At 65.7% G+C, this 15,934-nt stretch carries 11 protein-coding genes; 1 reads left to right on the forward strand and 10 read right to left on the reverse strand.

Features of this window, described 5'->3' with window-relative positions; translation table 11 throughout:
* Window positions 1-6: 6 nt before the first annotated feature.
* From HDIA_RS23775 to HDIA_RS23815, 8 genes are all read right to left on the reverse strand, one after another.
* Window positions 7-765, reverse strand: a complete 759-nt coding sequence (locus tag HDIA_RS23775; RefSeq protein ID WP_099558485.1) for an SDR family oxidoreductase — start codon at window positions 763-765, stop codon at window positions 7-9.
* Between the two features lie 26 nt (window positions 766-791).
* Window positions 792-2,015: a 2-oxoglutarate dehydrogenase complex dihydrolipoyllysine-residue succinyltransferase gene (odhB, locus tag HDIA_RS23780; protein ID WP_099558486.1), complete on the reverse strand. Its 1,224-nt coding sequence runs from the start codon at window positions 2,013-2,015 to the stop codon at window positions 792-794.
* 99 nt (window positions 2,016-2,114) lie between these two features.
* On the reverse strand, window positions 2,115-5,096 hold the full coding sequence (locus HDIA_RS23785; protein WP_099558487.1) for a 2-oxoglutarate dehydrogenase E1 component: 2,982 nt from the start codon (window positions 5,094-5,096) through the stop codon (window positions 2,115-2,117).
* A gap of 169 nt (window positions 5,097-5,265) precedes the next feature.
* Complete coding sequence (sucD, locus tag HDIA_RS23790) at window positions 5,266-6,174, reverse strand: succinate--CoA ligase subunit alpha (protein ID WP_099558488.1); 909 nt, start codon at window positions 6,172-6,174, stop codon at window positions 5,266-5,268.
* A gap of 5 nt (window positions 6,175-6,179) precedes the next feature.
* Entirely contained in the window at window positions 6,180-7,373 is a 1,194-nt protein-coding gene (gene sucC, locus HDIA_RS23795) for an ADP-forming succinate--CoA ligase subunit beta (RefSeq protein WP_099558489.1), read from the reverse strand.
* 273 nt (window positions 7,374-7,646) lie between these two features.
* Window positions 7,647-8,609: a malate dehydrogenase gene (gene mdh, locus HDIA_RS23800; RefSeq protein ID WP_099558490.1), complete on the reverse strand. Its 963-nt coding sequence runs from the start codon at window positions 8,607-8,609 to the stop codon at window positions 7,647-7,649.
* A gap of 264 nt (window positions 8,610-8,873) precedes the next feature.
* On the reverse strand, window positions 8,874-10,076 hold the full coding sequence (zapE, locus tag HDIA_RS23805) for a cell division protein ZapE (protein ID WP_099558491.1): 1,203 nt from the start codon (window positions 10,074-10,076) through the stop codon (window positions 8,874-8,876).
* Between the two features lie 322 nt (window positions 10,077-10,398).
* A complete protein-coding gene (locus tag HDIA_RS23815; RefSeq protein ID WP_099558493.1) occupies window positions 10,399-10,917 on the reverse strand; it encodes a protease inhibitor Inh/omp19 family protein in 519 nt (172 codons plus the stop codon).
* Between the two features lie 512 nt (window positions 10,918-11,429).
* Here HDIA_RS23815 and HDIA_RS23820 point away from each other — a divergent pair.
* A complete protein-coding gene (locus HDIA_RS23820; protein ID WP_099558494.1) occupies window positions 11,430-12,329 on the forward strand; it encodes an HpcH/HpaI aldolase/citrate lyase family protein in 900 nt (299 codons plus the stop codon).
* A gap of 30 nt (window positions 12,330-12,359) precedes the next feature.
* Here the strand turns inward: HDIA_RS23820 and HDIA_RS23825 are convergent, their stop codons facing one another.
* Complete coding sequence (locus tag HDIA_RS23825; RefSeq protein WP_099558495.1) at window positions 12,360-14,792, reverse strand: GcvT family protein; 2,433 nt, start codon at window positions 14,790-14,792, stop codon at window positions 12,360-12,362.
* Window positions 14,789-15,664: a choline/ethanolamine kinase family protein gene (locus HDIA_RS23830; protein ID WP_245884060.1), complete on the reverse strand. Its 876-nt coding sequence runs from the start codon at window positions 15,662-15,664 to the stop codon at window positions 14,789-14,791. The genes HDIA_RS23825 and HDIA_RS23830 overlap by 4 nt, the downstream gene beginning before the upstream one ends.
* Window positions 15,665-15,934: the final 270 nt, after the last annotated feature.

The raw sequence follows: 15,934 nt of genomic DNA on the forward strand, positions 1-15,934 counted from the left end.
AAAGGATCAGGGCAGGATTGCCCGGGCGCCGGAGACATCGAGGATGGCGCCGGTGGTGTAGGAGGCCTCGTCGGAAAGCAGCCAGAGAATGGCCTTGGCGCATTCCTCGGCCGTTCCGGCGCGCTTCATGGGAAGCGAGGCTTCCATTTCTGCGACGCGGTCCGGCTGGCCGCCGCTCGCGTGGATGTCGGTGGCGATGATGCCGGGGCGGATGGCGTTGACGCGGATACCCTCGGCGGCGACTTCCTTGGCAAGGCCGACGGTGAAGGTGTCGATCGCGCCCTTGGCGCTGGCATAGTCGACATAGTTCGCCGGCGCGCCGAGCTTGGCGGCCGCCGAGGAAAGGTTGACGATGCCGCCGCCCTCGCCGCCATGCATGGTGGAAAGCCGCTTCACGGCCTCGCGGGCGCAGACGATCGATCCGATGATGTTGATCCGCATCATGCGCTCGAGGCGCTCGAGGCTCATCTCGTCGACCCGCGCCGACAGGTCGACGACGCCGGCATTGTTGACGAGGCCGGCGAGGCGTCCCTGAGCGTCGGCATGGGCGAACATCCTGAGGATATCCGCCTCCGATCCGACATCGCCCTGGACGACCGAGGCACGGCCGCCGGCCGAGGCGATGGTACCGGCGACGGTTTCGGCCGCCGCCTGGTTGCCGACGTAGTTGACGACGACATGATAGCCGGCCCGTCCCGCGAGGATCGCGGTCGCGGCGCCGATGCCGCGGCTCGCGCCGGTGATCAGGAGAACGCCTTCGGCCATCGCTTCGTCCCTAACCGTTCGTCAGCTCAAAGATCGAGCACGAGGCGCTGCGGATCCTCGATCGCCTCCTTGACGCGCACGAGGAAGGTCACGGCTTCCTTGCCGTCGACGACCCGGTGATCGTAGGAGAGCGCCAGATACATCATCGGGCGGATTTCGATCTTGCCGCCGACGACCATCGGCCGCTCCTGGATCTTGTGCATGCCGAGGATGCCGGACTGCGGCGCGTTGAGGATAGGGGTCGACATCAGCGAGCCGTAGACGCCGCCGTTGGAGATGGTGAAGGTGCCGCCCTGCATCTCCTCGATCTTCAGCTGGCCGTCGCGGGCGCGCTTGCCGTAGCCGCCGATGGTCTTTTCCACCTCGGCGATCGACATCATGTCGGCGTCCCGCACCACCGGCACCACGAGGCCCTTCTCGGTGCCGACGGCAACGCCGATGTGGTAGTAGTTCTTGAACACGAGGTCGGTGCCGTCGATCTCGGCGTTGACCGCCGGAACGTCCTTCAGCGCCTGGATCACGGCCTTCACGAAGAAGCCCATGAAGCCGAGCTTCTGGCCGTGCTTCTTCTCGAAGATGTCCTTGTAGGTCGAGCGCAGCGCCATCACGTTGGTCATGTCGACCTCGTTGAAGGTCGTCAGCATCGCCGCCGTGTTCTGGGCGTCCTTGAGGCGCTTGGCGATGGTCTGGCGCAGCTTGGTCATGCGCACCCGCTCCTCGCGGGAGGCATCGTCCATCGCGACGGGCGCGCGGGCTGCAACCGGTGCGGGGGCGGCGGCAGGCGCCGGTGCGCCGGACTTGATCGCTGCGAGCACGTCTTCCTTCAGCACCTGGCCGCGCTTGCCGGAACCGGCGTCGACCGACGCGCCGCTTTCGGCCATCAGCTTGGCAGCCGAGGGGGCCGGCGGCATCGAGGTGGCGCCGCCGTTGGGCGCGGGCTTGGGAGCCTCGGGCGCAGGGGCGGGCGCGGCGGCTGCCGGAGCCTCGGCCTTCGGGGCGGGAGCCGCGCCGGCGCCTTCGCTCATCGAGCCGAGCAGCGCGCCGACTTCGACCGTCTCGCCGTCGGCGACGAGGATTTCCGAAAGAACGCCGCTTGCCGGCGCCGGCACTTCGATGGTGACCTTGTCGGTCTCAAGCTCCACGAGCGGCTCGTCGACCGAGACGCTGTCGCCGGCCTTCTTGTACCAGCGGCCGATGGTCGCCTCGGTGACGGATTCACCGAGGGTTGGAACGCGAATTTCGGTGGCCATTGTTCTCGTCTCGTCAAATCGGGAAAGGAAGGATCGAGGCGGCGGGCCTGGCCTGTGTGGCCGGTCGGGGGCCGGCCGCCTCGAACGATCGAACGCGGGTTACTCGGCGAAGGCGTCGTCGAGGAAAGCCTGCAACTGTTGCATATGCTTCGACATCAGGCCCGTGGCCGTGGCGGCGGACGGCGGACGTCCGATATAGCGCAGGCGCTGCGACTTGGACCCCGTCTGCCTCAGCACCCAGTCCATGTAGGGATCGACGAAGGCCCAGGAACCCATGTTCTTGGGCTCTTCCTGGCACCAGACGATCTCCGCGTTGGGGAAGCGTGACAGTTCGCTCACCAGCGCCTTGGCCGGGAACGGGTAGAGCTGCTCCAGGCGCAGGAGATAGACGTCGTTGACGCCGCGCTTCAGCCGGTCCTCGTAGAGGTCGTAGTAGACCTTGCCGCTGCACAGCACCACCCGCCGGACCTGATCGTCGGCGACGAGCTTGATCTCGGCGTTCGGATCGGACTGGGCATCGTCCCACAGGAGGCGGTGGAACGAGGTTTCCGCCCCCATCTCCTCCAGCCTGGAGACCGCCCGCTTGTGGCGCAGCAGCGACTTCGGCGTCATCAGGATCAGCGGCTTGCGGAAGTCGCGGGTCACCTGGCGGCGCAGGATGTGGAAGTAGTTCGAAGGCGTCGTGCAGTTGGCGACCTGCATGTTGTCCTCGGCGCACATCTGCAGGAAGCGCTCAAGGCGCGCCGACGAATGCTCCGGTCCCTGTCCTTCGTAGCCGTGCGGCAGCAGGCAGACGAGACCGGACATGCGCAGCCACTTGCGCTCGCCCGCCGAGATGAACTGGTCGAAGACCACCTGCGCGCCATTGGCGAAGTCGCCGAACTGGGCTTCCCAGAGCGTCAGCGCGTTCGGGCGGGCCAGCGAGTAGCCGTATTCGAAGCCAAGCACCGCCTCCTCGGAGAGCATCGAGTTGATGACCTCGTAGCGGGCCTGCTGCTTGGAGAGATTGGCGAGCGGGATGAAGCGGGCCTCGGTCTCCTGGTCGTAGAGCACGGAATGGCGCTGCGAGAAGGTGCCGCGCTCGCAGTCCTGGCCGGAGAGGCGCACTTTGTGGCCCTCGACCACGAGCGAGCCGAAGGCGAGCGACTCGGCGGTCGCCCAGTCGATGCCCTCGCCGCTCTCGATCGCCTTGGAGCGGGCATCCATGAACCGTTGCACCGTGCGGTGGACGTTGAAGCCCTCCGGCACCTTGGCGAGCTTGCGGCCAATCTCGCGCAGCTTGTCCATGTCGATGCCGGTCAGGCCCGGCCGGCGCTCGTCGAAGCTGTCGGCGACCCGAAGGCCCGACCACACGCCGTCCAGCCAGTCCGCCTTGTTGGGCTTGTATGACTGGCCGGTTTCGAACTCGCTGTCGAGCATGGCGCGGAACTCGGCCTTGCGCGCCTCGACGGCCTCGGCCGTGATCGTGCCCTCGGCGATGAGCTTCTCGCTGTAGAGCTGCAGCGTCGTCGGTTGCTGGCGGATCTTCTTGTACATGATCGGCTGGGTGAACGCCGGCTCGTCGCCCTCGTTGTGGCCGAAGCGGCGGTAGCAGATCATGTCGACGACCACCGGCTTGTGGAACTTCTGCCGGTACTCGATGGCGATCTTGGCGGCAAAGACGACCGCTTCCGGGTCGTCGCCGTTCACATGGAAGATCGGCGCTTCCACCATCTTCGCCACATCGGAAGGGTAGGGCGAGGAGCGCGAGAAATGCGGGTTGGTGGTGAAGCCGATCTGGTTGTTGATGATGAAGTGGATCGAGCCGCCGACGCGGTGGCCGCGCAACTGGCTGAGGCCGAAGCACTCGGCGACGACGCCCTGGCCGGCGAAGGCCGCATCGCCGTGCAGCAGCAGCGGCAGCACCTTGACGCGCTCGTGCAGGGGGATGATGTCGCCTTCGTGCACGGTGGCGATCTGGTCCTGCTTGGCGCGGACCTTGCCGAGCACCACCGGATTGACGATCTCCAGGTGCGAGGGATTGGGCGTCAGGGACAGGTGCACCTTGTTGCCGTCGAACTCGCGGTCCGACGAGGCGCCGAGGTGGTACTTCACGTCGCCGGAGCCTTCCACGTCGTCGGGGGCGTAGGAGCCGCCCTTGAACTCGTGGAAGAGCGCGCGGTGGGTCTTGCCCATCACCTGGGTCAGGACGTTGAGGCGGCCGCGGTGGGCCATGCCGAGCACGATTTCCTGGACGCCGAGGTTGCCGCCGCGCTTGATGATCTGTTCCAGCGCCGGGATCAGCGACTCGCCGCCGTCGAGGCCGAAGCGCTTGGTGCCGGTGAACTTGACGTCGAGGAACTTCTCGAAGCCTTCGGACTCGATCAGCTTGTTGAGGATGGCGCGCTTGCCTTCCGGCGTGAAGCTGATCTGCTTGTCGGGCCCCTCGATGCGCTCCTGGATCCAGGACTTCTCGTCCGGATCGGAGATGTGCATGAACTCGACGCCCACGGTCGAGCAATAGGTGCGGCGCAGGATCTCGACGATCTCGCTGATCGTCGCGTATTCCATGCCGAGGACGCCGTCGATGAAGATCTGGCGGTCGAGGTCGGCACCGGAAAAGCCATAGGACGCGGGCGAAAGTTCAGCGTCGTCCGGCTTCTTGGCAAGGTCCAGGGGATCGAGGTTGGCGTGCAGATGGCCGCGCATGCGATAGGCGCGGATCAGCATCAGGGCGCGGGTGGAATCGCGCGTCGCCTGGACGAGGTCGGCCTCGCTGACCGCGCTGCCGGTCGCGGCCGCCTTGTCCTTGAGCTTCTTCTCGACGACCTTCGCCGTCTCGCCCCAGTTGCCGTCGAGCGCGGCGACCATCTCGCCGTTCGGCGTGATCGGCCAGTTGGCGCGCTCCCACGAGGCGCCCTTGGCGTTGGCGATCACATCGTCGCGATTTTCGTCGAGCGCGGCGAAGAACCGCTGCCAGTCGGGGTCGACCGAAGTCGGGTCGGCCTGGTAGCGGGCGTGCATTTCCTCGATCCAGACGGCGTTGCCGCCATAAAGGAAGGAAGTTTGCGCGAAGGCTTCGTTCAGATCCTGGCGTGCCATATGACGGTTCCGGGGGTTGCCCGCCTCTCGTCTGGATGCGCCGCTTTTGTTGTGTTGTGCGGCGTCTATGATGGATGCCGATGGCGGGCACTCCCGCCATCGGCCATGATGAACAATCGTCTTTCGTTCCTACCAGATGGTCAGCAAGGACCATGCCGGCAAGGCGTCATCAGCCCTTGAGCACCTCGACGAGCGTCTTGCCGAGCTTGGCCGGCGAGGGCGAGACCTTGATCCCGGCGCTTTCCATCGCCTCGATCTTGCTCTCCGCGCCGCCCTTGCCGCCGGAAACGACGGCGCCGGCGTGGCCCATCGTGCGTCCGGGAGGGGCGGTACGGCCCGCGATGAAGCCGGCCATCGGCTTCTTGCGGCCCTTCTTGGCCTCGTCCTTCAGGAACTGGGCTGCGTCCTCCTCGGCCGAGCCACCGATCTCGCCGATCATGATGATCGACTCGGTTGCGGGGTCGGCAAGGAACATCTCCAGCACGTCGATGAACTCGGTGCCCTTGACCGGATCGCCGCCGATGCCGACGGCCGTCGTCTGGCCGAGGCCCTCGTTCGTGGTCTGGAACACCGCCTCATAGGTCAGCGTGCCCGAGCGCGACACGATGCCGACGGAGCCCTTCTTGAAGATGGAGCCCGGCATGATGCCGATCTTGCACTCTTCCGGCGTCAGGACGCCGGGGCAGTTCGGGCCGAGCAGCCGCGACTTGGAGCCCTCGAGGCGTGCCTTGACCTTCACCATGTCGACCACCGGAATGCCCTCGGTGATGCAGACGATGAAGGGAATCTCGGCCTCGATGGCCTCGATGATGGCGGCAGCCGCACCCGCCGGCGGCACGTAGACGACGGACGCGTCGGCGCCCGTTGCGTCCCTCGCCTCGGCGACGGAGGTGTAGATCGGCAGCTTGGCGCTGTCGTCCTTGGACGAGACCCAGGTCTCGCCGCCCTTCTTCGGGTGGACGCCGGCGACCATCTGGGTGCCGTAGTAGGCGAGCGCCTGCTCGGTGTGGAAGGTGCCCGTCTTGCCGGTGAGGCCCTGGACGATGACCTTGGTATTCTTGTCAACGAGAATCGACATGCGTGTCAGCCTTTCACCGCGGCAACGATCTTCTGGGCGGCATCATCGAGGTCGTCGGCCGCAATGACGTTGAGGCCGCTTTCGTTGATGATCTTCTTGCCGAGTTCGACGTTGGTGCCTTCCAGGCGCACGACGAGCGGAACCTGCAGACCGACATCCCTGACGGCCGCGACCACGCCTTCGGCGATGACGTCGCAACGCATGATGCCGCCGAAGATGTTGACGAGAATGCCCTGGACCGCCGGGTCCGCGGTGATGATCTTGAAGGCCGCCGTGACCTTCTCCTTGCTTGCGCCGCCGCCGACGTCGAGGAAGTTGGCGGGCTCGGCGCCATAGAGCTTGATGATGTCCATGGTGGCCATGGCAAGGCCGGCGCCGTTCACCATGCAGCCGATGTTGCCGTGAAGGGCGACATAGGCGAGGTCATACTTGGAGGCCTCGATTTCCTTGTCGTCTTCCTCGGACTTGTCGCGCAGCTCCACGATTTCCGGATGACGGAAGAGCGCGTTGCCGTCGAAGGAGACCTTGGCGTCGAGCACGCGCAGGTAGCCGTCCTTCATGACGATCAGCGGGTTGATCTCGAGAAGGCTCATGTCCTTCTCCATGAACGCCCGGTAGAGCGTCGGGAACAGGAGCTTGGCGTCGTCGTGGGCGTTGCCCTCGAGCTCCAGCTCCATGCAGATCTTCTCGACGTTGGCCTCGGTGACGCCCATCGCCGGGTCGATGTCGATGGTGTGGATCTTGTCGGGGGTCGAATGGGCGACCTCCTCGATGTCCATGCCGCCCTCGGTGGAAACCACGAAGGCAACCTGGCCGCAGGAGCGGTCGACGAGCAGCGAACAGTAGAGCTCGCGGTCGATGTTGGCACCGTCCTCCAGATAAAGGCGGTTGACCTGCTTGCCGTCGGGGCCGGTCTGGTTTGTCACCAGCGTCTTGCCGAACATCTCCTTGATGTTGGCGACGGCGTCCTCGGGAGAGAAGGTGACGCGCACGCCGCCCTTCGCATCCGGGCCGAGTTCCTTGAACTTGCCCTTGCCGCGCCCGCCGGCATGGATCTGGCTCTTCACCACATAGACCGGGCCCGGCAGTGCCTCGACCGCCGCTTCCGCCTGGTCCACGGCAAGGATCGGGACCCCGTCGGCCACCGGCACGCCGTATTCCTTCAGCAGTGCCTTGGCCTGATACTCATGAATGTTCATTTGCTCTTATCCCCCCGAAATGGGTCTTCAGACGTCTGCGGGCACCAAAGGGCCGATGTCGCGAGTGCCGTGGACGGCGATGATGCCTGTCCCCGGCACGAACCTCTCTCCCCGGCCATCCTGTTGCCCGGCCGCAAAGCGGCAGCCAAGGTCTTACACTGCACGGGCGACGACGGTCAGCGCGCCGCGGGGCAAATCACCTTTGATGCGGACAAAGGCCGAAGTCCGGGCGGTCCTGTCCGGATCGCCGCGTCTTCGGCCTTGTCCTTCGTCTCAGGCAAGCTCGGGCTTGATGCCCTTGCAGGCGTCCATGAGGCCCTTCACAGCGCCGACCGACTTCTCGAAGCCGGCCTTTTCCTCGCCTTGAAGGTCGATCTCGATGACCTTCTCGACACCGCCGGCGCCGATCACGATCGGCACGCCCACATACATGTCGGAAAGGCCGTATTCGCCGTTGAGGTGCGCGGCGCAGGGCAGCACGCGCTTCTTGTCCTTGAGGTAGCTCTCGGCCATCGAAATCGCCGAGGTCGCCGGGGCATAGAAGGCCGAGCCGGTCTTCAGCAGGCCGACGATCTCCGCGCCGCCGTCGCGGGTGCGCTGGATGATCTGGTCGAGCTTTTCCTGCGTGGTCCAGCCCATCTTGACCAGATCCGGCAGCGGGATGCCGCCAACGGTCGAGTAGCGGGCGAGCGGCACCATCGTGTCGCCGTGGCCGCCGAGCACGAAGGCGGTCACGTCCTCGACCGAGACGCCGAATTCCTCGGACAGGAAATAGCGGAAGCGCGAGCTGTCGAGCACGCCGGCCATGCCCACGACCTTGTTGGCTGGAAGGCCGGAGAACTTCTGCAGCGCCCAGACCATCGCGTCGAGCGGGTTGGTGATGCAGATGACGAAGGCGTTCGGCGCGTATTCGGCGATGCCCTTGCCCACCGATTCCATGACCTTCAGGTTGATGCCGAGAAGGTCGTCGCGGCTCATGCCGGGCTTGCGCGGCACGCCGGCGGTCACGATGACGACATCGGCGCCCGCGATTGCCTCGTAGCTCTGCGTTCCCGAAAGCTTCGCGTTGAAGCCTTCGACCGGGGCCGATTCGGCGAGGTCGAGCGCCTTGCCCTGCGGAATGCCCTCGGCAATGTCGAAGAGCACCACGTCGCCAAGCTCCTTGAGCCCGACGAGATGAGCAAGCGTTCCCCCGATCTGTCCCGCCCCTACGAGGGCGATCTTGTTCCGCGCCATTCTTGTACCTTCCGTTTACGTAAAGGGAATATAGGACCGCGTTTCCAGTTCTGCACTACCCCGATTGCGGAGCAAGTGCAAGCAAGACTCTTTGCACTTCCGTTGAATCCGCGCCGTTTCGTGGCCGCGGGGCTCAATTGTCATCCCCAGCGGACGACGCGCGGCGCCGTATCCTTACGCAAACGTCAACTGCCGGAAACAAAACGCAGGACCGAACGGGCGCCGTCCGTCTGACCCGGGGGCTGGCACCCGCCACGCGGCCGTCTACTCGGCGACGGCCCGGTCATCGCCGTCGGCCGCCTCGACGCCGTGCAGATGGCGCGGCGCCGTGAGATAGGCGTCCGAGCGCATCTCGACGAGACGGGACGCGCAGCGCTGGAACTCGAAGGCCTCCGTGCCGATCGTGTCCTGATAGAGCCCGTCCGGCTCGCTGGCCGCCGAACAGACGAGCTTGGTGCCGGTGTCGTAGAGGGTATCGATCAGTGTGATGAACCGCTTGGCCTCGTTGCGGCGCGCCCGGTTCATGACCGGAATGTCGTCCAGGAAGATCGTGTGGTAAGCACGCACGATGGCCTGGAAGTCCTGCGCGCCGAGCGGCTTTTCGCAAAGATCGGCAAAGCCGAAGCGCGCAAAGCTGCCGGCGGCCATCGGAACGAGCACCCGGCGGGTCTTCACGGTCAGGCTCGCCGGCGCCGTCGTCTTGCCGGCCGTCGCCTTGGCCCAGAGATCGTTCAGCCGCGCGTAGGCCTCAGCGCCATTTGGCGTCACGTAGAGATCCTCCTTCGACATCTTGTCGAGCCGGTAGTCGGTCGGCGAGTCGAGGCGCAGGATATCCGTGCGTTCTTTCAGCAATGCGACGAAGGAGAGAAAGAAACTTCGGTTGAGCCCGTCCTTGTAAAGGTCGTCCGGCGCGACATTCGACGTCGCGACGACGACGACCCCGTGCCGGAAGAGGCAGGTGAAGAGCCGCCCGAGGATCATGGCATCGGCGACATCGGTGACGGCGAATTCGTCGAAGCAGAGCAGCCGCGTTTCGCCGGCGATGGCGTCGCCGACCCGTTCGACCGGATCCTTCTCGCCGGCCTGCCGGGCCTTGTGGATGCGCTCGTGCGTGTCGGCCATGAAGTCGAGGAAATGGGCACGCCGCTTCTTCGGCTCCGGGCAGAGGTCGAAGAAGAGGTCCATCAGCATCGTCTTGCCGCGCCCGACCGAGCCCCAGATATAGGCGCCCTTGACGATCTTCGCCTGGCTGCCGCGCTTGCCGAAGATCCAGCCGAGCGCGCTCTTCTTGGAGGCGAGATGCGTCTCCTTGAGGTCGTCGATGAGCTGGTCGAGACGGCAGGTGATCTTCTTCTGGTTGACGTCGGCGGAGATATCCCCGCGCGCCACCAGCCCGTCATAGGCGTGCGAGACATTGTGGCTGCCGGCCTTGGCGCCGAAGTCGGGGGCCTTGGAAGAAGCGTCCATCCTCACTCTCGGACCGTCATGCTGCGATGCGGGATCATATGCTGCGAAGGCGAGACGGTCCACCCGCCCCGGAGCGGCTGCGCCGCAAGGAGAAAGCCGGCGGAAGAACCGGCGGCAAGGAAAAGCTAGAGCAAATCCGGGAAAAGCGGGAACCGGCTTTCCGCCCGGATTTGCGCGAAGACCCGGACTTGCGCGAAGACCAAGACATGGAGCATGTCCGTGCCTTTGTATTGAACGCAAACACTCTAGCCGATCCGGCCCGGTGCGTCGTCATCCCGAGGGATGATCAGCGTACCGGACCGGGATCGCTCGATCGGCGGGCTTAGCGGAAGACCTGGACGCCGCGCTTGGAGACCTCCATCTGGCCGGAATAGCGCTGCGCCGCCGAGGCATAGAGGCGGGCAACCGGCGAGCCGGACGAATCCTTCAGCGTGACTTCCTTGCCGCTGAGGTCCCAGGCGCCGATCGACTTCAGCTCCTCGGAGGCGCAGCCGCGCGTGTTGGCGCGATAGCCACCGGTCCAGCTCGTGAGATTCATGAACAGCTTGCAGGTCTCGCCGCCCGACGAGATCGTCCATGCGCCGGCGAGATCCGGCTTGGCGATGGCCACCGCCGACTGCTGGGCTTCCTGCAGCTGGGCGGCTGCCGCGGCCTCGTCGACGGGCTGCTGCGGCTCTTCCATGCCGGGAGGCGGAGGCAGTTGCATGGATTCGACCGGTGTCGTGGGCGCGGGCTGCAGCGGGGGAATGCCGCTGGGGGAGGAACCGAGAGGCGAGCGAAAGCCGCCGCAGGCGGCAAGTCCGAGGAGGGAGATCATGCCTGCTGCGCGAAGGAATTTCATATTGGTTCGCTCCTCGATGGGCGGTGTTTGAATGTTCTTGAGCCAGCGCCGGACCGGCCATGGTGCAATGATCTTAACGCCTATACTGCCCTTCGAGCACCGAAAGCAAATAGGTGCCGGGCCGGGAGGCCGCCGAAATCCCCACCAATTGCCCATCTGCTGGAACGAAAAAGGAGATTCTGTGGTGATGCGGCCGCTGGAGGCCGATTTTCCGCCCGTCCGCGCCATGGTTTCGGACTTCAGGTCGACTGGCAGGCGGATCCGGCGCGTCGGATGCGAGGCTGCTGGCGCGCGCTGTTGGACCGGCCCGGCACCGGCCTGCCGTCTGCTTCGATCCGCCGCATCGGAGAAAGGAAGGAGTTTGAGCCGCTGCCGTTCGGCGCTATTATGTGCAATGCAACATGACTGCCGGCCTCTTTGTTGCACTGCCGCAGGGCGGACGGGCCGGGCGGCACAGCTTCCGATCAGCAGAAGCGGCCGAAGGGAGCGAATTTGGGGGAGATGAACGCGTCATGACCGTCGTCAGACCGCGCCGCAGCGTTCTTTACATGCCGGGGTCGAATGCCCGTGCGCTGGACAAGGCCAGGGGCCTTCCGGCCGACGGGCTGATCTTCGACATGGAGGATGCCGTCGCGCCGGATGCCAAGGAAGTCGCGCGCGAGACGATCGGCACGGAGATGGCGAGGGGCGGCTACGGGCGCCGCGAGATTTTCATCCGCATCAACGGTCTCTCCACCATCTGGGGATCGGACGATCTTGCCGCGGCGGTCGCGGCGCGCCCCGATGCTGTGCTGGTGCCGAAGGTCTCCAGCGAGGCCGATCTCGTTCGGATCGAAGAGGCCATGGCCGGTCTCGGTGCCGATCCGGCGATCCGGGTCTGGGCGATGATCGAAACGCCGCTGGCGATCCTCAATTTGAAGGAAATCGCTGCCTCTTCGACCCGTGCAGGCAGCCGGTTGCAGGGCTTCGTCCTCGGCCTCAACGATCTTGCCAAGGAGACGGGCGCGCAATTCGTTGACGACCGGGCTCCGATGGTGCCGTGGATCAGTCTGTCGCTCGCGGCCGCCCGTGCCTACGGCCTCGGCATTCTCGACGGCGTCTTCAACGACATCTACGACGACGAGGGCTATGCCGCCGAATGCCGCCAGGGCCGCGAATTCGGGCTCGACGGCAAGACGCTGATCCACCCGCGCCAGATCGAGGTCGCCAATCAGGCCTTCGTGCCGAGCGTCGAGGAGATCGAATGGGCGAAGACGGTGGTCGCCGTCTTCCAGCAGCCCGAGAATGCCGACAAGTCGGCGGTCAAGATCGAGGGCCGCATGGTGGAGCGCCTTCATGCCGAGATGGCCGAGCGCACGCTGGCGCTTGCCGGCGCGATCGAGGAACTCGACCGCCTTGCGCTTGCCGGCTGAGGTTTCCCGGCCCGGCCGCGCCGTCTTCGCTTAGAAAAGCCGGTTGTCGGCGGGGTCGTAGAGCGGGGCCATGGCCAGGCGCGCCGGCCACAGGATCTCCGCGACGACGACCTCGTATTTGCCTTCGTTGAGCCAGGCGTCCGTGACGCCCGCCCCATTGCTGACGTAGCCGAAGCCGATGTTGGTCTTCACCGTGTGGCCCCAGCCGCCGGACGACAGATAGCCGACCTGACGGCCGTTCCTCAGGATGGTCTCGCGCCCGGTGAGATAGACCTCGGTGCTGTCGATGGCAAAGCCGCAAAGCCGCTTGCGCGGCGGCATGGACGCGATCGCCGCCGCCGCGGCCCGGCCCTGGAAATCGGCGCTGGAATAAAGCTTCACGCAGCGTCCGAGCCCGGCCTCGAAGGGGCTGTCGCCCGACGTGATGTCGGCGCCCCAGGAGCGCTTGGCCTTTTCGAGCCTGAGGGAGTCGAAGGCACGGTAGCCTGCCGGCCGGATGCCGAAGCTCTCGCCGGCTTCCATCAGCGCGTCGTAGATGGTGCCGAGCTGGTCCATCGGCGCGTGAATTTCGTAGCCCCGCTCGCCGACGACGCTGAGGCGCAGGACGCGCGCATGGGCGCCGGCGATGGTCATCGTCCGCGCCTGCCCGGGCGCGAGCGCAAGGTCGGTCCAGGTCGCGGCGGTCATGACCGCCGGCGCGAAGGGCCCCATCAGCGCGATCGTGCCCCAGAGCTCCGTCACATCCTGGAAGGTGGCGTTCGCTCCCTTGAGGCTTTCGGAAATCCACGTCGCGTCATGGGTGCGGGCAGCGGTGGCCGAGACGATGTAGAAGGCATCCCCCTCGATCCGCGTCACCGTGACATCGCACTCGATCCCGCCGCGCTCGTTCAGCATCTGCGTGCGCACGATGCTGCCGGGCGGCTGGGCAATATCGTTGGCCGAGAGCCATTCCAGCCTTGCGGCGGCGTCCGGGCCCCAGATCTCGAATTTCGCCATCGAGGAGAGATCGAACATCACGACGCCGTTGCGGCAGGCCTCGTGTTCGGCGGCGACGATGTCGAAGGAGGCCGGGCGTCCCTGCGCCGGCCGCTCCTCCGGCAGCATGCCGGCCGAGGCGAACCAGTTCGCCCGTTCCCAGCCGAGCTTGGAGCCGAAGACGGCGCCGCGTGCCCGAAGGCGGCTGTAAAGCGCCGAGGTCAGACGCGGCCGGGCGCTCTCGAATTCGGCGTTGGGATAGGCGACCGCGTAATGCTTGGCATAGGCCTCCATCGTCCGGGCCTTGGTGAAGGCATCGTTGTGGACGCCGGCAAAGCGGGTCGGATCGACGGACCAGAGATTGAGCGGGGCATAACCCTTCATCACCCATTCGGCCAGTGCCCAGCCAGCGCCGCCGCCGCTGGCGATGCCGAAGGCGTTGAAGCCGCAGCCGAGATAGAAATTCCCAAGCTCCGGGGCCCGCCCGAGAATGAAATTGCCGTCGGGGGTGAAGCTCTCCGGCCCGTTGACGAGCTGGCGCACGCCGACCTCTTTCAGCGCCGGCACGCGCGCCATGGCCTCGACCACATGCGGCTCGAAATGGCCCCAGTTCTCCTCAAGGAGCTGGAATTCGAAATGGTCCGGGATGTGACCGTTGGCGAACGGGATCGGGTCGGCCTCGTAGCCGCCCATGATCAGGCCGCCGACCTCCTCCTTGAAATAGGTGCGACGGTCGGGGTCGCGCAGCGTAGGCAGATCCCGCGGCAGGCCCTCGATCGGCTCGCTGACGAGATACTGGTGCTCGATCGCCTGCAGCGGAACGCGCACGCCGGCGAGACGGCCGATGTCCTTGGCCCACATGCCGCCGCAGTTGACGACGCTCTCGCAGACGATCGGTCCGCCGGTCGTCTCCACCGCCGTGACCCGGCCGTCCGCGATCACGAAGCCGGTAACGGTGACGCCCTCGAAAATGCGCGCGCCGTGCATGCGTGCGCCGCGGGCGAGCGACTGGGTGATGTCGGAGGGCGTCGCCTGGCCGTCGGTCGGCAGGAAGGCTGCGCCGATTAGGTCGGAGATCTCCATAAACGGCCAGCGCTTGCGCGCCTCCGTCGGCGTCAGGAGATCCATTTCCAGCCCGAAGCTGCGGGCAGCGGTCGCAAGGCGCTTCAGCTCGATCCAGCGGTCCTTGGTGGTCGCGAGGCGCAGGCCGCCGTTCTGCTTCCAGCCGCTCGCAAGCCCTGTCTCCGTCTCGAGCCTTTCGTAGAGTTCGACCGAATACTTCAGGACCTGCGTGATCGACGCCGACGTGCGCAGCTGGCCGATGAGGCCGGCCGCGTGCCACGTGGTGCCGCTGGTCAGCCGTCCCTTTTCCAGCAGGACCACGTCGGCCTTGTGGTCGCGCGCCAGGTGATAGGCCGTCGAGCAGCCGATGATGCCGCCGCCGATGACGACGATCTGCGCGCGGTCGGGAAGAGGTGCCTCGCTCACGCGGCCCTCCCTTCGAACGCGTCGAGGACCGTTTCGAAGGCCGCGCGGGTCTGGCGCGTATAGGCGGCGTAATCGACGCCGTTGTCGGGCATGCAAAGCGCGCTGACCATGCCCCAGAGGGTCTCCCTGAGCAGCGAGGCAAGCTTCATGGCGCGGAGGGCGGCAAGAAGATCGGCATCCGGCGAGGTCCCGAAATAGACCTCGAGCAGTTGTCTTTCCTCATCGTCGCTGAAGCCGGCATTGCCGGCCAGATTGGCGAGATCGAACAGCGGCGAGGCATAGCCGCCGTATTCCCAGTCGATCAGCCAGAGCCGACCCTCGGGGTCGCGCAGGATGTTTGCCGGCAACAGATCGTTGTGGCCGATGACGAGATGCAGCGGCGGCTGAAGTTGCTGCGCTTTGGAGGCCACTTCGAGCCAATGGTTCAGTGAAGAGGGCGCAACATCCGCCTCGGTCAGGCGGGCCGCATAGTCGCGGATGACATGGAAGACGCAGAAGTAGGACGCCGGGCCGCGCAGATGCTGGCCGATCCGGTGATGGGCCTCCCAGAGCAGCCGGGCAATCGCGGTTGCGTGATGCCTGACGTCTTCCGGCGTCAGAACCTGCCCGCCGATATAGTCGAAGATCATCGTGCCCGGCAGGACATGGACGAGTTTGGGTGAAATGCCCGCCACCGCGGCAGCCTGCGAAACGGCGGCTTCGCGAGCGCGGAAGACATGGTGAAAGGGCATGTCCATGCCCATCCGCGCCACAAACTGGCGCCCGCCATCGCGGACCAGAAAATTGCGGTTGGAAAGCCCGCCGCCAAGGGGCTCGACTTCGATTAGGCCCTGCCAGCAGGGGAGGGCGCGGATGGTGTCGACGTCAGTCACGGGCGCCCCCGTCGTGTGACGTTGGTGTCGCCCGGATCGAACAATAGCCGGCTGGAGGAACGAGCGCGAAGGTCCGTTTGAATAGCTCGCGCGCATGGAAATCCGCGCCTGAAATGAGCCGGTTAAAAGGCAATTTCTATCTCTTGTCTAAAATGGTTACCGAAAAATATAGTAATAACGGCATGCGGTTGGCCGGGTGTCAATAGAAGGGGCCATAGAATTGCCCCCGATTTGACGCAATTCGCGCAGCGTGGCCCGAATGCTTCAAAT

The organism is Hartmannibacter diazotrophicus (genome assembly GCF_900231165.1).
GTDB classification, from domain to species: Bacteria; Pseudomonadota; Alphaproteobacteria; order Rhizobiales; family Pleomorphomonadaceae; genus Hartmannibacter; species Hartmannibacter diazotrophicus.